Source organism: Pseudomonas sp. LBUM1678 (genome assembly GCF_059695575.1).
In genome coordinates, this window is the sequence record NZ_CP166775.1 from 3,839,878 (window position 1) to 3,861,920 (window position 22,043).

A 22,043-nucleotide genomic window follows, 5' to 3' on the forward strand; every position below is an offset into this window, starting at 1 on the left:
TCAGCCCTCCTTGCGGTCAATGATTGAAGGAATGGTCGGGCGGCCATTGGCAACCCAGGTGTGGTAATCGGCGATCGAAGCCGGGCTGGGTGGGTAAACGCCCCACAAGGCTTCACCTGCGGCAATGCGCATGGCCAGGTAATGCTCCAGGTCGTCCTGCACGCTGCAGACCTCGGCCAATTCTTCGGCCAGATGGGCCGGCACCAAGGTCAAGCCGTCGGCATCACCGACGATGATGTCGCCGGGATAAACCGCGACACCGGCGCAGCCGATCGGCACTTGCAGATCGGCAACGTGGTGATAGGAAATGCGCGTAGTTGCCGTGATCTCACGGGCGTAGGCCGGCAGGTTCATGCCAGCGATCTCGGTGCCGTCGCGCAGGGCGCCGTCCGTCACGATGGCCTTGGCGCCGCGCGCCAGCAGCCGGGTCACCAGGATATTGCCAGCAGAGGCGGCGGCCGGGTCATTGCGGCTATCGATCACCAATACATCACCCGGCTGAATCTGCTCGACGCCCTGCCACTGCAGGTTGTCGTCATTGGGTTTGGTCGTCATCGTCGCGTAGGTATCGATATCCTCACGCGCCGGGATAAAGCGCATGGTGAAGGCGCGCCCGGCGAACGGCTTGGTGTCACGCGTCATAGCGCGCAGGCCGACCAGCGCGGGCTGGCGAAAACCACGCTTGAATAATTGGGTCGTTAACGAACCACTGCTGCACGTGGCGAGCTTGGCCAGGACTTCATCACTGACTTCAACCCGCTTGCCCGAAGCGCTTTCATGAGCGTCAGCGTAGGTGTGGATGGTGGACATTCTTATAGGTTCTCCAAACGATACGGCATCTGATGAGCAGCCCGGTATTCCCACCATGTGGAACTCAACCCGTAACCTGCCCCGCTGAGTTCGATTCTATGGCGGAAAACCGAATGAAAAAGCAGCAGAATGGGTTACCAACCAGATCAGTTCCAAAAGGCGGGAATATTCGATGAAGACCGGGGATGGCACGGGCGCGCTGGAAAAAGCCTTGGATGTCTTGCAAGCCGTTGGCGCAACTCCCAACGGCATCAGCCAAACGCAATTGGCCGCTCAGGTTCAATTGCCACGCACAACGATGTACCGCATCCTCGCCACACTGGTGGAGCGCGGCATGATTCGGCGCGACCCTACACGCAAGGTCTACCGGCTGGGCTTCAATTATCTGGAGATGGTACGTAACGCTTACCTGGAGCCGGACCTTGTGGCCGCCGCCAGCGCCGAGCTTCGTGCATTGCGTGACCTCACAGGAGAAACCTCTTACCTGGCCGTATTGGACGGTAACCAGGTGTTGTCGCTGGAGCGTTGCGATGGTGCCCACACCCTGCGCTCTGCGGCCAGCCTGGGCCAGGGCAAGCCGGTGTACTGCACCGGCCAGGGCAAAGCCATCCTTTCGGCGCTGGCGCCAGGCGCCCGTGACGACATTCTCAAGGGACTGGTGCTGGAACCACTGACACCGCTGACGATCACCGATCGCCGACGCTTGTTGGCCGAACTACAGATCACCCGTACTCGCGGCTACGCGCTGGATGATGAAGAGATACGGCTCGGAGTGCGTTGCGTCGCCGCCCCGATCATCGATAAGCATGGCAACGTGCGCGGTGCGCTGAGCGTCGCGGGGCCGGCCTATCGACTCACGCTGGAGCGTTTGACATTGCTCGGTCCGGAGCTGGCAGATGCAGCGCGGCGGGTCGGCGAACATCTGCGGGGTGAGCCCTCAGCCCACCCGACCAGCGCTACGAACGTGGTGCCCGGGCCATGGGCTTTCCATGGTGCCTTCCCACGCTGGCACGCCGAGCAAAAACGGCTTTATTGGGCGGACACCCTCGCACCGGCGATACATTGCTGGGACGGTCGCAGCAGCCGCATTCTGAGCCGATTGGACTTCCCTGTGCGCGCCATGGAGATGCACCATGATGGCTTGTTGGTAGCCCACGCAGGAGGCTGGTCACTGATCGATTGGAAAGGCGCGGAACATTCCATGCAGGATCTCCTGGGCTCCCGCCTCCTGGCCTTGGGCACCCACCCATCAGGCACGCTGTGGGGATGTACCAGAACGTCAAGCGGCTGCGTAATTGGTGAGGTGAGTGTTGAGGGAGAACTGCGCCATGGCTGGAGCTTGAGCGAACAAGTCAGCGGCTTTCGGTGGGATGCTACCGGCACAGCGTTATACGCCATCGCACCAGGGACAGGCGACATCCTCAGGATGCAGCCTGGCAGCAACAGCGTGCGGCGACTGGCTACCTTGCCACGCGGCGGGGGAAGTCTCAGCGGCCTGGCCCTGGATGCGCAGGGCGGCGTGTGGACAACCCAGCGTGATGGCTGGAGTCTCGCGCGCTTCGATGCAGAGGGCAATCTGGACCGAATGATAGGCCTTCCAGTACCCAGTCCTTCCGACCTTTGCTTCGCAGGCAAAGATGGCACCACTCTGTACATCACCAGTTCCCGTCAGGAGCTCAAGCTGGAAGTGCTTGGAGGGGCACCTGACTCAGGCTGCCTACTGCAGTTGGAAGCAGAAGTTACAGGACAGGCAGTGGCGGCGAGTTGCTGGCGCCTGGACAGTTAACAGGATGGCGGCACACTATCGACACTCGGAATGCTGACCGGTATGCGACGCTATCAAGGGATTACTCATGTCATTTGATTTTCATCACTTGCTGTTCGTCTTCACAGCCTACATCGTTGGAGCGGCGAGCCCCGGCCCCAGCAACATGCGGATTATGGGCGTGGCAATTCATCAAGGCCGCAAGCCTGCACTTCTGCTGGCGGCCGGCGTGATCAGCGGTTCGTTTTTCTGGGGATCTATGGCAGCTACAGGCGTCTCAGCCATCCTGGCACAGTATGCTCAGGCGCTCGTTGCATTAAAAATAGTCGGCGGAATATACCTGCTTTACCTCGCTATTAAAGCCGGACGTTCCGCCGCGACCTCGAATGCGAAGCTTGAAAACGAAATGGCAGCATCACCCGCTGTTTCGAGCTTTGGCCTCTACCGGCGCGGCTTGCTCATGCACCTCACAAACCCGAAAGCGTTACTAGGTTGGTGGGCTTGCCCCTGCAAAACCGGACACCAACTCCCTGTTAAATTGATGCTGCCGCCAAGCGTCTGAACTCCCTCGGTGAGCGATAGTTCAAGGCGCTGTGCGGATGCTGCTCGTTGTAATGTTCGAAGGCAATTGCCAGGTTGCGCAACGCCGTTTCTCGATCCGGCTTGGGCATATGCGCCACGTAATCACGCTTGATCGTCTTCACAAAGCTCTCGGCCATGCCGTTACTCTGTGGGCTGCGCACTGGGGTGGTCACCGGTTGCAAACCGATCTGTCGAGCAAACAGACGCGTCTGTTCGGCGGTGTACGCCGAGCCGTTGTCGCTTAGCCACTGCACTGGCGTTGCAGGCAGTTGATCACCGAAGCGCTTTTCCACACTCTCCAGCATCAAGTCGCGGATGTCATCGCCGCTGTACCCGGTCGGGCTGGCGACCCAGCCGATGGCTTCGCGATCACAGCAGTCCAGGGCGAAGGTTACGCTCAGTTTGGCGCCGTCCTCGCAGCGGAACTCAAAGCCGTCCGAGCACCAGCGTGTATCGCTGGTTTGCACCGCAATACGGCCTTCGTGCCGACGCGGCACGCCGGGTTGTTTGATACGACGCTCCAGCAGCAAGTTGTGATCACGCATGACCCGGTAAACCCGCTTCACGTTGATCGCGGGCAGCGACTGGGTTTCACGTTCCCGACGCAGTAATCCCCAGACACGACGGTAGCCATAGCTGGGCAACTCGCTGACCTGCTGTTGGATTTCGACCACCAGATCAGCATCGTCCACAGGTCTGCTTCGCCGTGCCTGGGGCGATACCGATTGTTTGATTCGAACCGTTAATTGCGAGCGCGCCACACCGAGACATTCGCTGACCAGCTTCACTGGTCGTCCCCCGGCAACAAGGGTGAGTGCGCAATCCATTTTCGCGACCGGGCGATCTCCACGGCCTCTTTGAGGATTTCTGCTTCCATCGTTTTTTTGCCCAGCATCCGTTGCAGTTCACGGATCTGCTTGAGCGCGTCGCTCAGTTCCGAGGCCGGCACCACGGCTTCGCCAGCACTGACCGCCGACAGGCTGCCGTCCTGATACAGCTTGCGCCACAGGAACAGCTGGTTGGCATTGATGCCGTTACGCCGAGCCACCACCGAAACGCTTTGCCCTGGCTCAAGACTCTCGCGAACCATGGCCAGTTTTTGCTCTGGACTCCAGCGGCGCCGCCGCTCCTGGCCCAAAAGCTCCCCACTCTTATCGTTGCTGTTAGTCATAAACATAACCGTTTGCCTATCCCTTATCGTAAGGGGGAAACGGTGTCCTGTCTTTCATGGGGCTCGTTCATGGACCAACTCAATAATGCGAATGTCAGTGGTGTGTGTGTGTGTGTGTGTGACCCAAAGCAATAAAACGTCACGCTTAGGCATACGGCCTGTCACAGAAACAACACGAATTAGGTATTTGAACTGACCAGGGCGAAGGGATGTAGCGCGGCGGATGGGTGCTGTCACGGTTGGGCTCTGTCAGGATTGGACGGAAATCGATAGCGATCCTGAGAGAGTCAGCGGTAGGCCTCCAGCGAGGCCTACCACCAATGTTTTAGCGGTGTTCACGGAAATTCATAGACGTTTACAGCGATAACGGGCTATCCACTTCAACGTGAACGCCTTGCGCTTCGATCTCTCTGGCGACCTGATAGGCTTCGCGATGCTGGAAGCCACTGGAAGCCGCATCGAGGCGCAATCGAATGGAGTCATGCCCGCTGCTCATGCATTCTTCAACCTCTGACCGTACTGCTTCAATGGACATGTCGACAGTGATGCAGATGGTCGTCACGCTAGCTTTCGCATGAAGGGGCACGGATAGGTCAGGGGATGCTGTGTTGCTCGCGCCATGTGGTGTCTTGGGGGCCATCGCTGATGCAGTGTTCCAATCCTTATGCCCGTGGATTGCCGCAACGGCTTCTAGTGCCTGGGAATGACTGAGATGGATATTGTTAATAACGAAGTGGCTGCGCAAGCGCTTGGCTTGCGACTTGAGGATTTCAATTGTGCTCATGACGTATTCTCGAATTACCGGCATCGCGATGCGTGTCGTCCCTCCTTTGCGACCTGCCGGTGAGAATCACCATTAGGATTTGAACCTTGCTTTCACCAAGCCAATCGGCGGAGGGGGCGGGCAGCAAGTGGCCCGCCAGGAGCGTATTTCAAACAGACTTTTTGTTCAAGAGTAAATGTCATGAAATTGGGTTGTGACGATATCGTTATTAACGAAGCTCATCGAGAGTGGAGTTTCCCTAGAGCCTCAACCATTCTCTCCACTAAAGATCGAAGGACCACCTTAGCTGTAATGTAAACATCCCCAGTCCTTCCCCGAAAAAAACGATTCATCAGACCTCAGGTTTCTTACGGAATAATTCGACTTCTGACTTGATTCTGCTCCCAGATCCATATGGGCCAGCATCATGCCAACTACCGTCTTTCGCTGCTTGTTACTACTCTCGCTGGCTGTCGTCGATGGCATCAGTTATGCCGCATCTGCTCATGAGCAGGATCAGCTCAGCCTAGTTCAGCAGCAGCTCGACACTCTCGAGCGCCTAGCGGCACGAGCTGAAGCATCCAGCCAGTCTGAAACCCACGAACGCTATCGCTTCGACTATCCCCGCTTGTCTCAGGACATCCAACGTATTCACCAGGGTGTGCAGGGCTATCTGTCCCCCTCTCGCGCCCAACCGCGCGATCCCGCTGAATTGGTCGGCGATTACCGCCTCGACACCTCGTCCGCGGAGTCCTCGCCATGAGCATGACTGACGCCCAGATCGCTGCCTTCCAAAACGCCTCCGGCTTCTCGGCACAGAGCAGTTCGACGCTGTGGCTGTCCCTGGTTCTCGTTCTGGCTTTGCTTTGGTGCACCTGGGTGATGTGGACGGCCTACCGGGGTTGGGCCACCGGCAGTGTGCGCTTCGGCGCATTTGGCGGCAGCGCCGCGCGCGTGCTGCTCACCTTGCTGGTTTTGATGTTCTTCACCCTGTCCTAACACCGGAGATCACCGTCATGCTCAAGTGCTTTGTCCCCCTGAAAAACAACCTGCGTGATCGCGCCAGTCAGCGCCTGATCGGTCTGTTGTTGGTACTCGGCCCAAGCCTAGCTTTTGCCGAGCTACCGACCATGGAGGCTCCTTCCCGTGGTGAAGGTTCCGGGCTGATCGAGACGATCAAAAACTATGCCTACGACGGCGGCATTTTACTCGGTCTGCTAATCGCCCTACTCGCTTTTCTCGGCGTGGCCTGGCATTCGCTGACGGTCTATGCCGACGTGCAGAACCAGCGCAAGACCTGGAAGGATCTCGGCGCGGTGGTCGGTATCGGTGCCCTGTTGGTGGTGATCATCATCTGGTTCCTGACCAAGGCTGCTGCAATTCTGTGAGGTCGATATGAACGACACTATCGAACGCCTTGCTGACGGCACCCTGGCATTTCTGCCTGAGCGACTCAATCGCGATCCTGCCGTACTACGCGGTTTGACCAATGATGAGATGTGGGTTGCATTGGGTACCGGCGGGGTCATTGGCCTGGTGCTGGGCGTTCCTCTGGCGATCGCCACCGCCTCCATTGCCGTGGCGCCAACCAGCATGATCGCAGGCATGACGGTGGTGTTATTTGCCGGAGGCACGCTACTGCGGCGGGCCAAACGTGCTCGCCCCGAGACTTGGTTGTACCGCAAGCTCGAATGGGTACTCGCCAGCCGTTGGCGCCTGGGTCGCGGGAGTTTGATCCTCCACTCCGGCGCCTGGACGGTTCGCCGCTCGCGCCGACTGCGCCCTGCCCTGTCTCGGTGGCAGTCATGAGCCGATTTCGAAACAAGGTCGATGCCCAACAGGCCCATATCTTCAGCCTGCGCCTAGCGGTAATGATCCTCGCCCTGGTCTGTGCCGGACTCTGGTATGGCTGGCGCTCGGCACCGACCGACCTGACCGTACATGTTCCGCCAGATCTGCGCTCGGGCAGCACGCGCAAGTGGTGGGATATCCCCTCAGAAAATGTCTATGCCTTTGCCCTGTACATCTTTGGCCAACTCAACCGCTGGCCCTCGGATGGCGAGCAGGACTATCGCCGCGCCATCTATGGCTTGCAGTCCTACCTGACACCTTCTTGCAAGGTCTTCCTCGATGGCGACTACGAGTACCGCAAGGCCGCCGGCGAACTGCGCCAGCGGGTGCGTGGGGTGTACGAGATTCTGGGCCGAGGCTACAGCGAGGATCCGGAACTCAGGGTCAAGCAACTCGACCGTGACAGCTGGTTGGTCAAGCTCGACCTGAACGCCGATGAATATTACGCCGCCGAACCGGTGAAACGGGTGGTGGTGCGGTACCCATTACGCGTCGTGCGTTTTGATCTGGACCCCGAACGCAATAAGTGGGGGCTGGCACTGGATTGTTATCAGGGCACTCCGCAAAAAATCTCCCTGCCTGGAGGTGAGCCATGAAGCGGATTTCTACCCTGGGACTCACCGTCGCACTGATGCTATGGGGAGCTGCAGCGCAGGCCATCGAGCTGATGCACTGGGAACGCCTCCCCCTCGCGGTCCCTCTGGTGATCAATCAGGAACGAGTGGTCTTTATGGATGAGGATGTTCGAGTCGGTGTGCCCTCAACCCTGACGGGCAAGCTGCGCGTGCAATCAACCGGCGGCACGCTGTACATGCGAGCGTCGGAAGCCATTGCACCGACCCGACTGCAACTGCAATCGGTCGCAACGGGCGAGATCATCCTCCTGGATATCGCGGCCACGCCTGGTGATCAACCGCTGGAGCCCGTGCGTATTCTCAAGAATGCTCCGGTGCAGGCTACCGAGACGGAATCTAACACCGTCCCTGCTCCAGATCGTACGCCGATCCCAGTCGTTTTGACGCGCTACGCCGCACAGAGCCTGTACGCGCCGCTGCGCACTGTAGAATCCCTGCCCGGCGTACGCCGCGTACCGCTCAAGCTGCGCACTGAACTGCCGCCCCTTCTGCCGACCGAAAACGTGTCCAGCACATCCATCGCCGCCTGGCGACTCGGTGATTATTGGGTGACGGCAGTGAAGTTGCGCAATCGTGGTCCAGAGACGGTGCAACTCGATCCGCGTCGACTTCAGGCCAAGCTATTTGCCGCAGCCTTCCAGCATGCTTTCCTCGGACCTGTCGGCAGCGCTGAAGACACCACGATTGCCTACCTCGTCACCCGCGGTGCTGGCCTCGAACACGCCGTGCTGCTCCCGCCCGTTGCGCGAGGTGCTGACGATGAAGGCTAACGCATTGCTCAAATGGCTGGTACCGGCTGCGCTGCTGGTCGTGGTGCTGATCATCCTGAAAACCTGGGTCTCGGGTGGCAGCACACCCTCTCCAGAGAACCCAGTTGATCAGGGCAACATTCAGTTATCCGCCGAGCAAGCCAAGTCGCTCGGCATTGCTGGCGATACCCCACGCGATACGGTCGCCACCCTGGTCGGCCAGGTGAAGGCCATGCGCAGCGACATGCTCGGTTTGAAGAAACACAATGACTCACTGCAGACGGAAAACAACCGCCTTCGCGAGCGGGAAAACAGCGTCGATTCGCGTATCCAGACGGCGCTTGGCAGCGTGACCCAGCAGGTCGACGAAGGCCGCCGGCAAGCCAACGAGGCCCGGTTCAAAGCGGAACAAGACAGTCGTCAGGCTCGCGGTCTGCTGACGCAATTGCAGGACCAGTTGTCGGGGCTGACCGGCAAAGGCAAGGAAATGCCGATCGGATTGGGGCTTGAGCCGGGCGACGGTGCTCAGTTCGAAGGGCAGCATTCTGCCAATGATGCGATGCAGTGGATTGAACCTTCAGATGCTCCCCCCACCGACGCCCGAGGCAAAACCAAGACCTCCTCCGCATTGAGTCTGCCTACCGCCTTCAACTCACTGGAAGGCTTGAAAGATAACGCTATTGATCGCAGCCAGAAACAGCTACGCGCAGTCACCAAGGGTGAGCGTGACCTGAAGCGATCCGCTGATCGTACCGAAGGCGCGAAGCCGGTCTACACCATTCCCGAAAATGCGACATTGATGGGCTCGGTCGCGATGACCGCGCTGATCGGCCGAGTTCCGGTGGATGGCACAGTGAATGATCCCTATCCCTTCAAGGTGCTGGTCGGCCCCGAGAACCTGACCGCCAACGGCATCGACCTGCCGGACGTCGCGGGTGCCGTAATGAGCGGCACAGCGTCCGGTGACTGGACTCTGTCCTGCGTCCGCGGGCAAGTCGAGTCGATCACTTTCGTATTCACAGACGGCACCATCCGCACGGTGCCTCAGCCAAAGGCGGTAGCCAGTCGTAATGCCTCCAACACCCAGAGTTCGAGTACCGACAAGATTCGTGGCGGACTCGGCTACCTGTCCGATCCGTATGGCATTCCTTGTATCACCGGCGAGCGCCGCTCGAACGCCCAGCAGTACCTCGGCAGCCAGAGTCTGATCACTGCGGCCGGCGCGGGTGTCGCCGCCTTGCTTGGGGATGAGCGGAACAACAGCAGCGTGATCAGTTCGGGCGGCAGTACGCTCGGGGTCACCAGCAGCAGTGGCAATAACGCACTGAATTCAATTCTCAGTGGTGGGGTCAGCGACATCCGCGAGTGGGTCAACAAACTGTATGGCGAAGCCTTTGCTGCCGTGTACGTGCCACCTGCAGCACAGGTCGCACTGCACCTCGACCAGGAGATCACCATCGACTACGAGCCCAAGGGCCGGAGCGTTCGCCATGAAAAAGACCATGCCTCTCTGCCTGACCTGGATTAGTTTGCTCTGCTGGGTCCTGGCGGGGTGTTCCACCGACAAGGAGACGCTTCTGCCTCACGGCGAGCAAACCATGCTGGACATCTGGAACGGCGCCGGTTCGCAAGGCACTCAGCAGCAACTGCTGGATGCTCGGCAGCAGTTACGCCGTCCGCTGGTCCAGGCAGATTTCTCCGCCTCTCTCCAGGAACCGTACACTCGCACAGCGGCGAACGAGATCCGTAACCTGTTCCCTCGCCTGCCCAATCCCGATCTGGTGCTGTACGTGTATCCGCATTTGAGTGGTACCGAGCAAGCACCGGTTCCGGGTTACTCGACCGTCTTTCCGTTCTACCAGCGCGTGCAGTACGCATTACCTGGCGAGCGTCAGGAAGACTTGTAGTGCGTATCGGCGATTCGGGCAACCGCACTCCCACGTGGAAAGCTTGGCGCAACCCATTGCACCCTCGCGCCACCTTGGCCGATGAAGCCGCACTCTATGTGCACAACCCCAGCTTCACCGATCACCTGCCTTGGGTCGAATACCTCGACACCGAGCAGTGTTTTCTGCTCGATGACAATCGCTCGGTGGGTGCAGTGTTCGAGTTGCTGCCCATCGGCACCGAAGGGCGTGAACCCGATTGGCTGATGGCGGCCCGTGATGCGCTAGAGGATGCCCTGCAGGATAGCTTTGACGAACTGGATCAAGCACCTTGGGTGGCGCAGTTTTTCTGCCAGGACGACAACGACTTCACCCCCTACCTGACCCGGCTCACCGATTATATTCACGACAACGCGCGAGGTACGGTCTTCACCGAGGCATATTTGAAGCTCAGCCGCCGTCATCTGAAGGCCATCGCCAAGCCTGGCGGTCTGTTTGAGGATAAGGTGGTTACGCGCCTGCCCTGGCGCGGCAATAACCGACGGGTGCGCATGGTGGTCTATCGCTGGCTTGAATCTGACGCTGAGGAGACGGGACTTACCCCGGTGCAATCCCTGCAACAGGCTTGCGAACGTATCGCGGCTTCGTTGCAGGCGTGCGGGGTGCAATCGACGCGAGTCGATGGCCGAGGTTTGTATGCCTGGTTATTGCCCTGGTTCAATCCAGCCCCCAAGCTCACCGATGAATCGCCCGAGGAGTTCTACCACCGCGTGGCCTATCCAGAGTCTGGCGATGGCGAGTCGCTGGAACTGCCCTTCGATCATGACTTTGCCGAGCGGCTGTTCTTCAGCGAACCGCGTTCGGATGTGCAGCACGGACTCTGGTTTTTTGACGATCAGCCCCACCGGGTCATGGTAGTGGACAAGCTGCGCCGAGCGCCCTTAATTGGTCAACTCACCGGAGAAACTCGCAAGGGCGACGCTGTGAACGCCCTGTTCGATCAGTTACCTGAAGGCACGGTGATGAGCCTGACCCTGGTGGTCAAGCCGCAGGACGTGCTCGAGGATCAGTTGAACCGCCTGGCGCGCAAAGCCATCGGTGAAAACCTGGCCTCGACCCAGACCCGTCAGGATGTCGAAGAGGCTCGCGCGATCATCGGCCGCCAGCACAAGCTGTACCGGGGAACCCTGGCGTTTTACGTGCGCGGTCACGATGAACAGCAACTGCACCAGCGCTCGGTCATCCTGGCTAATGCACTGCTGGGTGCGGGCCTGCAACCGGTACGTGAAGGCGATGAAGTCGCCGCCTGCAACAGTTACCTGCGTTGGTTGCCGATGGCTTACAACCCGGCCCACGACACACGCAACTGGTACACGCGCCTGATGTTCGCCCAGCACCTGGCGAACCTCGTTCCAATCTGGGGCCGCAGCACAGGCACCGGCCACCCGGGTATCACCCTGTTCAATCGTGGTGGCTCGCCGTTGAGCTTTGATCCGTTGTCACGCTTGGACCGGGCCATGAACGGCCATCTGCTGTTATTCGGCCCAACCGGCGCCGGCAAGTCGGCCACCCTGGTCACCCTACTGATGCAGGTCATGGCCGTGTACCGCCCTCGCCTGTTTATCGTCGAGGCCGGAAACTCATTCGGCTTGCAGGGCGACTACTTCGCGACACAGGGCCTGTCGGTCAACAAGGTCCAATTAAAACCTGGCGCTTCGGTCAGCCTCGCGCCCTTTGCCGATGCTTGGCGCCTGGTCGAGCAGCCGGATCAAGTGGCGAGCCTTTCGGTCGATGAGCTAGAAGATGAGGCGGTAACCAGTCGCGAAGACCAGCGCGACATTCTCGGCGAACTGGAAATCACCGCCCGGCTGATGATCACCGGCGGCGAAGCCAAGGAAGAGGCACGCCTCAGTCGAGCCGATCGCAGCTTGATCCGCGAGTGCATTCTCGATGCGGCGCAGACCTGTGTCGCGTCGGGTCGTCAGGTGCTGACCCGCGACGTGCGCGACGCGTTGCTACGCGTCGCCGCCGACACGCACTTGCCGGAGAAGCGTCGTGAGCGTTCCCAGGAAATGGGCGAGTCCATCGACCTGTTTTGCCAGGGTTTCGAGGGTGAACTGTTCGATCGCGAAGGCACACCTTGGCCCGAGAGCGATGTGACCATTGTCGATCTCGCCACTTACGCTCGCGAAGGCTACGAGGCACAGATGTCCATCAGCTACATCAGCCTGATGAACACCGTGAACAACCTTGCCGAGCGCGACCAGTACCTAGGCCGACCGATCATCTTGGTCACCGACGAGGGCCATATCATCACCAAGAACCCGCTGCTGGCGCCATTCGTGGTCAAGGGGACCAAGATGTGGCGCAAGCTCGGCGCTTGGTTCTGGCTGGCGACGCAAAACCTTGCCGACTTTCCCACTGCCGCGCAGACCATGCTCAACATGATCGAATGGTGGATTTGTTTGAACATGCCGCCCGCGGAAATCGAAGAGATCGCACGGTTCAGGAAACTCACGCCGGCACAGAAAGCCTTGCTGCTCTCCACCAGTAAGGAGCCGGGTAAATACACAGAGGGGGTCGTGCTGTCAAAGAAACTCGAAACATTGTTTCGAGCCGTGCCGCCCAGTCTTTACCTCGCCCTAGCCATGACGGAGCCCGAGGAAAAAGCCGAGCGCTGGACACTGATGCAGGAGAACGGCTGCTCAGAGTTGGAAGCGGCTTACCGGGTAGCTGAACGGATTGATAGAGCGCGCGGAATAGAAACCGCATAGAACATCTGTTTACGCATCCTCCTGCCTTTCTTGCATATTGACTGGACAATGCAAGTTAGCGCATCTTGCATCCTCGAGTGGCCCTTGGCTTCCTCCTCAGTGCGACAATCAGCCGCCTTACTGCTGTCTCACCCCACATTTTTTTGCATTGGCGCCCCGGCGATCGACAGAAGCCCCTTGTCTACTAGCCGTAAAACACCTAGTAGGAGTGGTGCGGCAGAGTATTTCTTGAACATCAAACTACGCGGAGTCTCAAGCACACCGCATCAACTCGATAGCTAGGCACTGCCATCCCCTATGTCTTCAACAATTACACTCGACCTAATCAAATCAGTCGCACCAATTGCAGCACCGGCTGGACTAGCTATTGGAGCGGCCCTTTGCGTTGGCCGTGACATCATTGCAAAGGTCATCTTTCCGAACCTCACAAAGAAACAAAACTTTTGGATCGTCATGTTCACGGCGTTCACTTTTTTGACCCTAGGGCTCTCAAGCATCGCGGCTTGGGTATATGTATCAATTGCAAGCTTTGGCGCCCAGCCATTAGCCGCAATCACCTACCCTCCGATTTCGATGGAGGTATTGAAAAATCTCACGTATAGAATTGACGACGATTTCATTACGTTGCAGGACGGAAAGCGTGAGTTTGGTCCTGACACCGGACGCGAACTGCCCGACAAAGACATAGCAGTCTATTTAGTAGACCATGCGTTTGGCGACATTGATGGCGACGGTAACAGTGACGCAATCGCTGTGCTGCAGGAATCGGATGGAGGGAGCGGGATTTACTACTACCTTGCCACCGTTTTCAATGACAGAGGAAATGCAAGGGCTTACGGGAAAGCTTACGTCTTGGGGGATAGGCTAGAGATTCGTAGCGCGTCTATTCAGGGTGAGAAGATCATCGTGCAACTCATGATGCACGCCGAAAATGACGGCTTATGTTGCCCAACGCAGTTCCGAACTCTCGAGTTTGTGCTGAAAGAACGCAAACTCCAATGCACAACAGAGCCCTGTTCCGAAATATGAAATAGCTCCCATTGATGATGAGTACCTGAGATCAAAACTGAAGTAAATACCATCACTTTCAGCGACAGCATCAGGAAAGTGTGCTGCCCGGATAGTTAATGAACGGCCGCCATGGATCTATCTTCAATGACAACATGGCTCGATTGCTGTCTTACAAGGGCTGGGCAAAAGCTCTGCGCGACAAATCCCTTAGCAACTCAAACTGCTATCAGCGTGTCTGTGCCAATAACACTGATCACATCGACGCAATTGCCAGTGAGCAACGGATTACTTTGATACGCCTCCAAGCCGCTGCTGAATCCTCAACAAGAATCCGGCTTCAAAAGCATCCTGGCAGTCACCGACAGGAAAGGTCTTGCGTGATTGCGCCAGCTCCCACCACAGTGGAATTTCACCGCGCGTGTCAAGCCAAGCCTGAGCACATTGCACGCCACGTTCGATCATCGGGGCGAATTCGTTGCCCCAAGGTGTCAGAAGACTTGGGCAACCATCCGCCGCCGGAATTGAAATGTAGTTTTCGTCCATACCCACCCTAGATTTCTGATTTATTGTTCGACGCGGAGTCCAGCCTCGAAAATCTTAACGACACCAAATGAACGCTCAATAACAGGCATGAGCATCAAATGGCCTAGATCAATACCAATGTAGACTATATCCCGTGGATTGAGAGTCCCTCAAGGCGCAATTTGCGCGCATGACTCAAGACTACGAACAGCTTCGTCTGCAACTGGCGGAAAACATCCGCCTGATGCGACGCGTGAAAAACCTTACCCAAGAGCAATTGGCGCTCATGGCCGAGGTGGATCGCACCTACGTCAGTCAAATCGAACGATGCACGGGCAATCCGTCGCTGTTGGTCCTGTGCAAGCTTGCCAATATTTTCGAAATCACCGCAGATCAGCTACTTGTAGAACCCGATATCCTGCGCAGCGCCCTTCACGTCAAATAATAGTCTCACGTCCCGCAAATCCGATAGACCCGCCTTCATAATTTCCACTGACAGTCTTCAGTCCGTAACCGAACCTGCCCAGGCCATACACCGAGAGCCTGGACCATGCCTGTTGCCTGCTCGTCAATCCCGCCCACAAAGCTACGGCCCTTGGCACTAAGCATCCTGCTGGCGTGTGGGCCAAGCATGGCGCTGGACACCGCCAGCATCACCTCCTCCGTGCTTTCGCCAAACTGCCTCGCATACAGGGTCGTCGGCATTTGTTTCTGGCTCCTCTGCACGCCCTTCGGCTGCACAGTCAAAACCTCGACCAAGGTTCGTCATTTCATTCCTGAGCTGGTGGTCTCGAGCTACGCCACCACCGGCAATAACCCCTGGACCGAGATGGACACCCTTTCCTCTCCCATCAGCGGTGCGGAAGGTGGCGGCAACCTGATCACCCCGAACACCCACCGCGACAATCTGCCCCGCTTCAAGAACGTTGATGGCATCGGCCACCCCGGAGGTTGGATCGCAACGCAACTGGCTTCGCAATCCGGCTATGCCTGCGCCAGCGGTGCAATTGCATTCATGCCTTACTACCTGAGTACCCTGGACTCACTGGCCTGGCGCCATGGCATCCCGGAAAATTTTTACCCCGAGTCGCTCATGCCGGGGATCCATGAAATCGGTAGTCAGGCTTCGGGAAACATGTGGGGCAATGTCTATCCCCGCCAAGGCTTTCTGGTACAGCCCGACGACTTCAAGGCGGCCGCAGTCATGGCGCAACGGGCCGGCGATGTGATGACCCGCAGCTGGCAGCCGCATGTGTACTTACCGCTCACGCCCGCCAAACGCGACGGTTACTGGCCACCTGGCCCGATTGTTGAAAACGACGCTTCGACCCACAAATGGCAATTGCTCTACCCCCAGGTTCAGCCCACGTGCGCCATCTTCCCCAGCGATCCGGTACAAAGCACGGATGGCGGCTACGCGTGGTCGCTGTGGCGCCCCTACAGCTGCTGCAAGCGCGAAGGACAGACCTTCCTGTTCAGCATCGACTTCGAAGGAGGTGCTTCATGAGTCGGCTTCTCGCGCGACCCTGGTTGGACGTGATGAGTCTGTTGCTCTACGGACTGCTCGCCATGGCCACGCATGCCCACGCCGCCGAGGACGATTACCGCCTGGGCACTCAAGGCGAAGTGCTCGACGACCGGGTGATGTACACCATCGGTGGCGGCTCGGCAGTGGGCTCACCGAGCTCGCTCTACCGACCCAGTGGTCTCGGTGTCGGCGGGTCCTGGCGAGCAAACATGATGTGCGGAAACATGAGCCTCACCAATACCCTGCAAAACCAGCTGAACGGTGCCACCGAAGGTTTCCAGCAGATCATGGGCAGCATCGTGCAGAATGCGACCCAGGCGGTGATGTCGCTGCCAGCATTGATCATCCAGCGCGCCAACCCCGGACTCTATGAGTTGCTGAGTAACGGGGTGATGCAGGGGCGTATCGACTTCGATCGTTCCAAGCTGACCTGCCAAGCCATGGCCGAAAAGATGGCGGACAAGGTCGGTCAAGCCGGCTGGGGCGCGCTGGCCAAGAACCAGGAGATGCAGGGCAATCTCGAGCAAACCGGCGGTGATGCGGTGGCTGCGGTGAAAAATACCGAGACCCATAACGGCAACAATGGGGTGTCCTGGGTCGGCGGCTCAAAGGCCGGAGGTAACGGGCAGACGCCCATTCGGGTGACCGCCGACGTGGTCCGTGCAGGCTATAACCTGCTGCATAACCGTACGGTGGATGACAGTGCCTCGATCAGTAGCAGTGATTGCCTGGGAGGGGCTATTTGTCAGACATGGGATTCGCCCCAGGAGGAGTCCGACTGGGCCGTTCGGGTGTTGGGCGAGAGCGAAGTCGCGACCTGCGACAGCTGCGAAACTCTGCGTGCGACCGCTGGCAGCGGACTGACGCCGCTGATCCAGGAGGCCTATAACGAGCGCCTCAAGGCCCTGCAAGAGCTGTTGTCTGGCTCTCTGCCGCCTACCCCTGACAACCTGGCGAAAGCCTCCAGCCCGATGCTGCCGGTGACTCGTGGTGTGGTTGAAGCCCTGCGCGACGATCCCGATCAGGATCTGTTGGCACGGCGCCTGGCCAGTGAAACGGCCTTGTCCAGTGTGCTCGACAAAGCGTTGCTGCTACTGCGCACCCTGCTGGCGGGCAGTCACGAACCGAACATCGCCTCCGCCGAGCCGGCCCAAACCGCCTTGACGAAAAACATCGACGCTCTGGAGCGCGAAATACGTCTGCTACAAACCGAGCTGCAAGTCCGGCAGATGCTCGCCACCAATACCGCCAGCCTGGTGCTCGATAGGCATGCCGGTGGTGCCGATGCTTCGCGTACCGTCGAGCAAGGCGACCCCGAGCCCGGTCGACTCAATGATGCTGACGCTAGGCGCAAGTGATCCATGAAACGCTCACCGCTATTCACTCTGCTTTCAGGTCTGGTGATTGCCGCGGTGATGATCCTGACCGCCACACTGGTCGCATGGATCGGCCGCACTGCGCTGGGTAGTTTCGAGGTCTGGCAGCAGGCATTCGAATCCGTACGGCCCAATCTTCGGTGGTGGCGTGCCCTGCTCTACAGCACACTCTTTGCGCTCTGGTGGGATCTGTTTCGGCACTACCGACATCGACCACAGGATCGACTGCGCGTGAAGCGCATCGGGACATTAGGGCTCGTGCTCTTTACCTGTGTCGAACTCACCCGACTGTGAGGTCACCACCATGCTCATGAGCACCAACAGCTACCTGGAGTTTTACCTCTCCCTGCTGGCCTGGATCATCAACAACGGCCTCTGGAGCGTCCTGTCCGACACCGGACTGTTCGCCGCGCCCTTTGGCGCAATCATTTTGCAAGAGTGGTTGTCGGCCCGTCAGCAAGGCGCGGATGAAGGCAACAAGGGGCTGCTCTCAGTGCCGCGGATCGAGAACCGGCTGTGGCTGGCCTACATCGTCGTCTTATTCGGCTGCGCGCCGGTCTTTCCGTTGAGCCTCACGTCAATGGCGTTCGATGATGCGGCGAGCCAGCGCTGCGGTGTCAGTGTGGCTAAACCGGCGGAAACCGCCTGGGGGACCACCTTCAATACTATCGGCGAACGCTCCGCCAACGTACCGATCTGGTGGTTTCTGGTGCATGCCTTGAGCAAAGGGGTAACCGCCGCAGCCACCGCCTCCATTCCCTGCGTACCGGATATTCGGCAGATGCGTATGGAGATCGACAGCTCGCGTATCAACAGCCAGGTACTGCTGCAGGAAGTCGCCGACTTCACCCGCGACTGTTATGGCTATTCCCGTTCTCGGTTGTTTACCAATCGCCCGCAACTGGACAAGGCACAAAGTCACGACGCGTCCTGGATCGGTTCAAGCTATCTTCTCGACACGCCCGGCTACTACGACACGGATCGTTCACGCACACCGCGAATCAGTTGGCCGTATGACGAAAGCCGCGATGTTTCCTTGCCGCGGCTGGAGAATGGCGCGGGCTACCCCACTTGCAAGCAGTGGTGGAGCGACAGCCGAGTTGGCTTGCGCGAGCGGTTGATCCAGCAGGTTGATCCCTCTCTGCTGACTCAGCTGAAAGGTTGGTTGACTGGCCGTTCGAGCAACGAGATCGAGGATGCCACACTGCGTGAGCTGGTCAGTCCGCGCCAGCAGTCAATGTCCATGTCGCCCGGGCAGGTGTACCAGGACTATGGCTCCAGCGCTCGCGGCGGCTCAATCAATCAGGGGCTTAATAACCTGGCCACCAATACCGGCTTGGCCCTCGGCTCCTTCAGTAACTTCCCGGCGATGAATGCGCTACGCGCCGCCCTGCCGATGGTGCAGGCTTTCCTGATCATGGGCATCATCATCAGCTTGCCGCTGATCCTGCTGGTCAGTACCTATCAGCTGAAGACCGTCATGACCGTGACGTTCGCGCTGTTCACCTTACACATGCTGAGCTTCTGGTGGGAACTGGCGCGCTGGGTCGACTCCAGCATGCTCGACACCTTGTACAACCAAGTTTCGGCTTCCAATCAAGCGCTGTTGTCGCTACCTACGTCCGGGTTTATGGACGGGACAGTCACGGCACAGGTGATCGAGTACGTGATGGGGGCGATGTTCATCGTGCTGCCGATGCTGTTTCTAGGGGCCATGAGCTGGGCAGGATATTCAGTCGGCAACGGGATTCAAGGCATGTTGGCGAACGGAAGCAAAGCAGCAAGTGACGCAGCGAGCAAAGGTACGGATCAAATATTGGGTGCTGCTAAGCGCTCAATTAGATGACTTGCTGTCGCCTATATAATGCCCATTGTCGTCGAAGTCACCGATGTAGAGGTCCGCACCTAGGTAGTCTGGCCCTGGATTTTTCTCTTTTTGATCGGCACCAATAGAAACCCTGAGCCATAGCAAAGTAGTGACAGCCAGCATCATCACAACGAAAGTAACCATCCAAACACTGACAAAGAGCAATCCTCCGATCAATGCCAGTTTGGCAATCAAAAAACTCCCGCGAACAAGAAAGTTACCTGCGGGCATACCTACCGTCTCCGCACGCTCAACCACGCGGGATTCAAACGTTTTCAACCTACGGTAACCACGCTTCACCGACATACCACAGACGTACGCCCAGCGGTGGGCACGTGAACTCTGAACAGGTTGCTGAATCGGCATGGTCTCGCCCTCTTCTGAGCGTTTTCATGGTTGAGACAAGACTAATAGCGTACTACTGAAATCGGCCCGTGCCTGACCGTTTATCAGTTTGCCCCAGCCGAAAAATCTTCACTGGAAGACAGAAGACAAGCTCCGTGAAACAGCGTCTCTACAGTCATTGACCCATACAAATCGTCCGGTTAAATACAAGGTACGGATCGCTGTTATCGACAGCACTTTCCCAGGTAGCCAGAACCTCCAAGGCTACGTCACTTCGATGATGGCTCTCCCCAAGTGCGATTAGCGTTCGGTAGCTCGCACGGTGACCGTTTCTACGGTGATGAACGCCTACTGCTCTCCTGAGCGCCTTTCGAGCTTTGCTCGCCAGGAAAACCCTCTTGATTTTCTTCAACCCACTGCGGGGAAATCTTTTCCCGCACGGGACAGGTTTCTTCGCGCTTTCAACGGAGGCACACCATGTCCGACTCGCTCACACCCAAAGCCCTGAACACCCTTCGGCTGCCCATCGTGTTCACCCCTGGCGCGTGGCAGCGCGCAGTAATGCTCGAGCAGTCCGATCACGCTGAGAAGCTGCAGGTCGATCGGTTGAGCCATATATTGCGAGCAGCCTTCGAAGCCCACCTGGCCTATCCACACAAGCCTTACGTGCTGTTCGAGGTAATCCATATTGAACCAGCCGATCACTTAGGCCACGACCCGTTGCTGCAATTGAGTCTGAGCTTACTCCAAGAACCGGGTCAGCCTAGCGCCTTGCTGATAGCGCTTGCAGGAGAACACCAGCGCTAAGCGCAATTGGCGGTGTTCAACTCCACATTCGAACGGCATGCAAGACCTGCATCAATCCAGCACATCACCCAACCGGGGAACCCTCCCCGACGGGCACGGCGTTCCTCCGTTTTTCTCTCGAGGAAATTGCCATGCGCGATATCTACCAAGACGTAACTGACAAGATCGTCACTGCGTTAGACCAAGGCGTTGCACCCTGGATCAAACCCTGGTCCTCAAGTGGCTCCGCTCACATCGGTCATCAACCCTACCCCGTCAACGCCATCACGCGACGTCCTTATTCGGGCATCAATTTACCGCTGCTCTGGGCCGAGGCCAGGTTGCAGGGGTTCACTCAAGATCGTTGGCTGACTTTCAATCAAGCCAAAAAAGCTGGCGGGCACATTCGTAAGGGTGAGCACAGCACTCTGGCGGTGCTCTACAAGCCGATGGAGCGCGAGGAACAAACAGAGTCAGGCCAACCCGTACTCGATGAAAGCGGTCAACCCAAGGTCGCTCACTTCGGCATTCTCAGGACGCATTTTCTGTTCAACATCGAGCAAACGGAGGGGCTCGAAATGCTCAATGACACCTTGCTCGAGACGGAACAGAGTGATCCCTTCCAGCCCAACAGCGCCGCGGAAAATCTGCTGTTAAGTTCAGGTGCACGCATCGTTCATCGGCCTGCCGACGAAGCCTTTTACCACCCGATCAGGGATCTCATCCAACTGCCGACAAAAGCACAATTTCACGATGAAGGCGGGTACTACGCCACCGCACTACACGAGCTGACGCACTGGACCGGGCATCACGCTCGGTTGCAACGCGAAGGCGTGACGTCAGCATGTCCGTTCGGCTCGCCAGGCTACGCGTTTGAGGAGTTGATCGCCGAAATGGGCGCGGCTTTTTTATGTGCCTACACCGGTATACAGGGAGAGCTGAGGCACGAGGGCTACATCGACTCCTGGCTCAGTCTGCTGAAGGCTGACAAGCGCGCAATCTTTCGCGCCAGTGGTCACGCCCGAAGCGCCTCGGAGTATGTGCTCAACCTGGAGCAGCAACTGGGGCAAGTAGTCTTGGATGACTCGCTTTGCATGAACGATGGAGCCTAATCGTTACCTCACCGCTGCAATCGCTTCACAGGGCCCAACGCGAGTTGAGCCCTTTTTTCTACGCTCAGAGAAAGCCCCATGCCGCGGGACTCTGACGCAATCTACAAGAGATGCGCACACACCCGCAGCATGCCGTCACGAATCCAAATTCTGCGCCAGAAAATCCACCAGCTCGAGCGGGCTACGGCTGTCGATCACCTTGTAGATCAGATCGCGTTTACTGCGTGGCAACTTCTTGACCACGCTCTTCGCCGAAGCCCTGACGGCTTCGTCGGTCCCATGGATACGTGCCGCGAGCAGCAGCACGAGCGTGGCGTCAGTGAGGTTCATGGCAAGACCCAAAAAATATGCACCGCAGTGTACCGACTCTTGTCTTTTCCGTACCAGCCCCCCAACAAAACGATGTCTAACAGAATCAATATCCCGATTGCCGTACAAAGGGACACGAGCCAAAAGGACGGGTAAGGGTTGGAAGGGAATGGGGAGTCAAGGGTAAGAGCTCTATCCGAA

The 22,043-nt window shown here is 58.2% G+C and carries 25 protein-coding genes; 19 read left to right on the forward strand and 6 right to left on the reverse strand.

Going from position 1 to position 22,043, the window contains the following annotated elements:
• Positions 1-810 carry an RraA family protein gene (locus ACA070_RS17425; RefSeq protein WP_497447629.1) on the reverse strand — a complete coding sequence of 270 codons (810 nt, stop codon included), beginning with the start codon at positions 808-810 and terminating at the stop codon, positions 1-3.
• 172 nt (positions 811-982) lie between these two features.
• On the opposite strand from ACA070_RS17425, the gene ACA070_RS17430 reads away from it, so the two are divergent.
• Both ACA070_RS17430 and ACA070_RS17435 read left to right on the forward strand, forming a co-directional pair.
• Positions 983-2,596, forward strand: coding sequence for an IclR family transcriptional regulator domain-containing protein (locus tag ACA070_RS17430; protein ID WP_497447630.1), 1,614 nt, complete (start codon positions 983-985; stop codon positions 2,594-2,596).
• Positions 2,597-2,663: 67 nt separating this feature from the next.
• Positions 2,664-3,137: a LysE family translocator gene (locus ACA070_RS17435; protein ID WP_497447631.1), complete on the forward strand. Its 474-nt coding sequence runs from the start codon at positions 2,664-2,666 to the stop codon at positions 3,135-3,137.
• On the opposite strand, the gene ACA070_RS17440 is transcribed toward ACA070_RS17435, so the two are convergent.
• A protein-coding gene (locus tag ACA070_RS17440; RefSeq protein WP_497447560.1) for an IS3 family transposase occupies positions 3,109-4,328 on the reverse strand; the annotation gives its coding sequence in 2 pieces (ribosomal slippage) (positions 3,109-3,983 and positions 3,983-4,328; 1,221 coding nt in all). The genes ACA070_RS17435 and ACA070_RS17440 overlap by 29 nt on opposite strands.
• A 355-nt stretch (positions 4,329-4,683) precedes the next feature.
• Entirely contained in the window at positions 4,684-5,112 is a 429-nt protein-coding gene (locus ACA070_RS17445; RefSeq protein WP_497447632.1) for a glyoxalase superfamily protein, read from the reverse strand.
• 406 nt (positions 5,113-5,518) lie between these two features.
• Between ACA070_RS17445 and ACA070_RS17450 the strand changes: the two genes are divergently transcribed.
• The 10 genes from ACA070_RS17450 to ACA070_RS17495 all read left to right on the forward strand — a co-directional run bounded on the left by ACA070_RS17450 (position 5,519) and on the right by ACA070_RS17495 (position 14,015).
• Positions 5,519-5,854, forward strand: coding sequence for an integrative conjugative element protein, RAQPRD family (locus ACA070_RS17450; protein WP_497447633.1), 336 nt, complete (start codon positions 5,519-5,521; stop codon positions 5,852-5,854).
• A complete protein-coding gene (locus tag ACA070_RS17455) occupies positions 5,851-6,090 on the forward strand; it encodes a TIGR03758 family integrating conjugative element protein (protein ID WP_497447634.1) in 240 nt (79 codons plus the stop codon). The genes ACA070_RS17450 and ACA070_RS17455 overlap by 4 nt, the downstream gene beginning before the upstream one ends.
• A gap of 17 nt (positions 6,091-6,107) precedes the next feature.
• Positions 6,108-6,479 carry a TIGR03745 family integrating conjugative element membrane protein gene (locus tag ACA070_RS17460; protein ID WP_065950720.1) on the forward strand — a complete coding sequence of 124 codons (372 nt, stop codon included), beginning with the start codon at positions 6,108-6,110 and terminating at the stop codon, positions 6,477-6,479.
• 7 nt (positions 6,480-6,486) lie between these two features.
• Complete coding sequence (locus ACA070_RS17465; RefSeq protein ID WP_497447635.1) at positions 6,487-6,900, forward strand: TIGR03750 family conjugal transfer protein; 414 nt, start codon at positions 6,487-6,489, stop codon at positions 6,898-6,900.
• Positions 6,897-7,538 (forward strand): PFL_4703 family integrating conjugative element protein, encoded by a 642-nt coding sequence (locus ACA070_RS17470; protein WP_497447636.1) that lies wholly within the window; start codon positions 6,897-6,899, stop codon positions 7,536-7,538. The genes ACA070_RS17465 and ACA070_RS17470 overlap by 4 nt, the downstream gene beginning before the upstream one ends.
• Positions 7,535-8,347 (forward strand): TIGR03749 family integrating conjugative element protein, encoded by an 813-nt coding sequence (locus ACA070_RS17475; protein ID WP_497447637.1) that lies wholly within the window; start codon positions 7,535-7,537, stop codon positions 8,345-8,347. Before ACA070_RS17470 ends, ACA070_RS17475 begins: the two co-directional genes overlap by 4 nt.
• The gene (locus ACA070_RS17480) at positions 8,337-9,854 is read left to right on the forward strand and encodes a TIGR03752 family integrating conjugative element protein (protein ID WP_497447638.1); all 1,518 of its coding nucleotides are present in this window, start codon (positions 8,337-8,339) and stop codon (positions 9,852-9,854) included. Before ACA070_RS17475 ends, ACA070_RS17480 begins: the two co-directional genes overlap by 11 nt.
• Positions 9,817-10,233 (forward strand): TIGR03751 family conjugal transfer lipoprotein, encoded by a 417-nt coding sequence (locus ACA070_RS17485; protein ID WP_497447639.1) that lies wholly within the window; start codon positions 9,817-9,819, stop codon positions 10,231-10,233. The genes ACA070_RS17480 and ACA070_RS17485 overlap by 38 nt, the downstream gene beginning before the upstream one ends.
• Positions 10,233-12,986: a conjugative transfer ATPase gene (locus ACA070_RS17490; RefSeq protein ID WP_497447640.1), complete on the forward strand. Its 2,754-nt coding sequence runs from the start codon at positions 10,233-10,235 to the stop codon at positions 12,984-12,986. Before ACA070_RS17485 ends, ACA070_RS17490 begins: the two co-directional genes overlap by 1 nt.
• Before the next feature lie 297 nt (positions 12,987-13,283).
• Positions 13,284-14,015 (forward strand): hypothetical protein, encoded by a 732-nt coding sequence (locus ACA070_RS17495; RefSeq protein WP_497447641.1) that lies wholly within the window; start codon positions 13,284-13,286, stop codon positions 14,013-14,015.
• Between the two features lie 267 nt (positions 14,016-14,282).
• Here ACA070_RS17495 and ACA070_RS17500 read toward each other — a convergent pair whose 3' ends face one another.
• Positions 14,283-14,540, reverse strand: coding sequence for a LasR-specific antiactivator QslA (locus tag ACA070_RS17500; protein WP_497447642.1), 258 nt, complete (start codon positions 14,538-14,540; stop codon positions 14,283-14,285).
• 169 nt (positions 14,541-14,709) lie between these two features.
• Between ACA070_RS17500 and ACA070_RS17505 the strand changes: the two genes are divergently transcribed.
• The 5 genes from ACA070_RS17505 to ACA070_RS17525 all read left to right on the forward strand — a co-directional run bounded on the left by ACA070_RS17505 (position 14,710) and on the right by ACA070_RS17525 (position 19,269).
• Positions 14,710-14,964: a helix-turn-helix domain-containing protein gene (locus tag ACA070_RS17505; protein ID WP_003174132.1), complete on the forward strand. Its 255-nt coding sequence runs from the start codon at positions 14,710-14,712 to the stop codon at positions 14,962-14,964.
• A 105-nt stretch (positions 14,965-15,069) separates the two neighbouring features.
• The gene (locus ACA070_RS17510) at positions 15,070-16,026 is read left to right on the forward strand and encodes a TIGR03756 family integrating conjugative element protein (protein WP_497447643.1); all 957 of its coding nucleotides are present in this window, start codon (positions 15,070-15,072) and stop codon (positions 16,024-16,026) included.
• Complete coding sequence (locus ACA070_RS17515) at positions 16,023-17,405, forward strand: integrating conjugative element protein (protein ID WP_497447644.1); 1,383 nt, start codon at positions 16,023-16,025, stop codon at positions 17,403-17,405. The genes ACA070_RS17510 and ACA070_RS17515 overlap by 4 nt, the downstream gene beginning before the upstream one ends.
• A 3-nt stretch (positions 17,406-17,408) precedes the next feature.
• The gene (locus ACA070_RS17520; RefSeq protein WP_497447645.1) at positions 17,409-17,717 is read left to right on the forward strand and encodes a hypothetical protein; all 309 of its coding nucleotides are present in this window, start codon (positions 17,409-17,411) and stop codon (positions 17,715-17,717) included.
• Positions 17,718-17,727: 10 nt separating this feature from the next.
• Positions 17,728-19,269 carry a conjugal transfer protein TraG N-terminal domain-containing protein gene (locus ACA070_RS17525; RefSeq protein WP_497447646.1) on the forward strand — a complete coding sequence of 514 codons (1,542 nt, stop codon included), beginning with the start codon at positions 17,728-17,730 and terminating at the stop codon, positions 19,267-19,269.
• Here the strand turns inward: ACA070_RS17525 and ACA070_RS17530 are convergent.
• Positions 19,258-19,656: a DUF3742 family protein gene (locus ACA070_RS17530; protein ID WP_497447647.1), complete on the reverse strand. Its 399-nt coding sequence runs from the start codon at positions 19,654-19,656 to the stop codon at positions 19,258-19,260. The genes ACA070_RS17525 and ACA070_RS17530 overlap by 12 nt on opposite strands.
• 456 nt (positions 19,657-20,112) lie before the next feature.
• Here ACA070_RS17530 and ACA070_RS17535 point away from each other — a divergent pair, with 456 nt between their 5' ends.
• Positions 20,113-20,442: a hypothetical protein gene (locus ACA070_RS17535; protein ID WP_497447648.1), complete on the forward strand. Its 330-nt coding sequence runs from the start codon at positions 20,113-20,115 to the stop codon at positions 20,440-20,442.
• A 131-nt stretch (positions 20,443-20,573) separates the two neighbouring features.
• A complete protein-coding gene (locus ACA070_RS17540; protein WP_497447649.1) occupies positions 20,574-21,533 on the forward strand; it encodes an ArdC family protein in 960 nt (319 codons plus the stop codon).
• Positions 21,534-21,668: 135 nt separating this feature from the next.
• Here the strand turns inward: ACA070_RS17540 and ACA070_RS17545 are convergent, their stop codons facing one another.
• On the reverse strand, positions 21,669-21,863 hold the full coding sequence (locus ACA070_RS17545; RefSeq protein ID WP_090454285.1) for a DUF7740 domain-containing protein: 195 nt from the start codon (positions 21,861-21,863) through the stop codon (positions 21,669-21,671).
• Between the last annotated feature and the right edge of the window lie 180 nt (positions 21,864-22,043).

Coding starts and splice junctions, on each gene's coding strand:
- ACA070_RS17425 (WP_497447629.1), bottom strand. CDS start 810: ATGTCCACCATCCACACCTACGCTGACGCTCATGAAAGCGCTTCGGGC.
- ACA070_RS17430 (WP_497447630.1), top strand. CDS start 983: ATGAAGACCGGGGATGGCACGGGCGCGCTGGAAAAAGCCTTGGATGTC.
- ACA070_RS17435 (WP_497447631.1), top strand. CDS start 2,664: ATGTCATTTGATTTTCATCACTTGCTGTTCGTCTTCACAGCCTACATC.
- ACA070_RS17445 (WP_497447632.1), bottom strand. CDS start 5,112: ATGAGCACAATTGAAATCCTCAAGTCGCAAGCCAAGCGCTTGCGCAGC.
- ACA070_RS17450 (WP_497447633.1), top strand. CDS start 5,519: ATGCCAACTACCGTCTTTCGCTGCTTGTTACTACTCTCGCTGGCTGTC.
- ACA070_RS17455 (WP_497447634.1), top strand. CDS start 5,851: ATGAGCATGACTGACGCCCAGATCGCTGCCTTCCAAAACGCCTCCGGC.
- ACA070_RS17460 (WP_065950720.1), top strand. CDS start 6,108: ATGCTCAAGTGCTTTGTCCCCCTGAAAAACAACCTGCGTGATCGCGCC.
- ACA070_RS17465 (WP_497447635.1), top strand. CDS start 6,487: ATGAACGACACTATCGAACGCCTTGCTGACGGCACCCTGGCATTTCTG.
- ACA070_RS17470 (WP_497447636.1), top strand. CDS start 6,897: ATGAGCCGATTTCGAAACAAGGTCGATGCCCAACAGGCCCATATCTTC.
- ACA070_RS17475 (WP_497447637.1), top strand. CDS start 7,535: ATGAAGCGGATTTCTACCCTGGGACTCACCGTCGCACTGATGCTATGG.
- ACA070_RS17480 (WP_497447638.1), top strand. CDS start 8,337: ATGAAGGCTAACGCATTGCTCAAATGGCTGGTACCGGCTGCGCTGCTG.
- ACA070_RS17485 (WP_497447639.1), top strand. CDS start 9,817: ATGAAAAAGACCATGCCTCTCTGCCTGACCTGGATTAGTTTGCTCTGC.
- ACA070_RS17495 (WP_497447641.1), top strand. CDS start 13,284: ATGTCTTCAACAATTACACTCGACCTAATCAAATCAGTCGCACCAATT.
- ACA070_RS17500 (WP_497447642.1), bottom strand. CDS start 14,540: ATGGACGAAAACTACATTTCAATTCCGGCGGCGGATGGTTGCCCAAGT.
- ACA070_RS17505 (WP_003174132.1), top strand. CDS start 14,710: ATGACTCAAGACTACGAACAGCTTCGTCTGCAACTGGCGGAAAACATC.
- ACA070_RS17510 (WP_497447643.1), top strand. CDS start 15,070: ATGCCTGTTGCCTGCTCGTCAATCCCGCCCACAAAGCTACGGCCCTTG.
- ACA070_RS17515 (WP_497447644.1), top strand. CDS start 16,023: ATGAGTCGGCTTCTCGCGCGACCCTGGTTGGACGTGATGAGTCTGTTG.
- ACA070_RS17520 (WP_497447645.1), top strand. CDS start 17,409: ATGAAACGCTCACCGCTATTCACTCTGCTTTCAGGTCTGGTGATTGCC.
- ACA070_RS17525 (WP_497447646.1), top strand. CDS start 17,728: ATGCTCATGAGCACCAACAGCTACCTGGAGTTTTACCTCTCCCTGCTG.
- ACA070_RS17530 (WP_497447647.1), bottom strand. CDS start 19,656: ATGCCGATTCAGCAACCTGTTCAGAGTTCACGTGCCCACCGCTGGGCG.
- ACA070_RS17535 (WP_497447648.1), top strand. CDS start 20,113: ATGTCCGACTCGCTCACACCCAAAGCCCTGAACACCCTTCGGCTGCCC.
- ACA070_RS17540 (WP_497447649.1), top strand. CDS start 20,574: ATGCGCGATATCTACCAAGACGTAACTGACAAGATCGTCACTGCGTTA.
- ACA070_RS17545 (WP_090454285.1), bottom strand. CDS start 21,863: ATGAACCTCACTGACGCCACGCTCGTGCTGCTGCTCGCGGCACGTATC.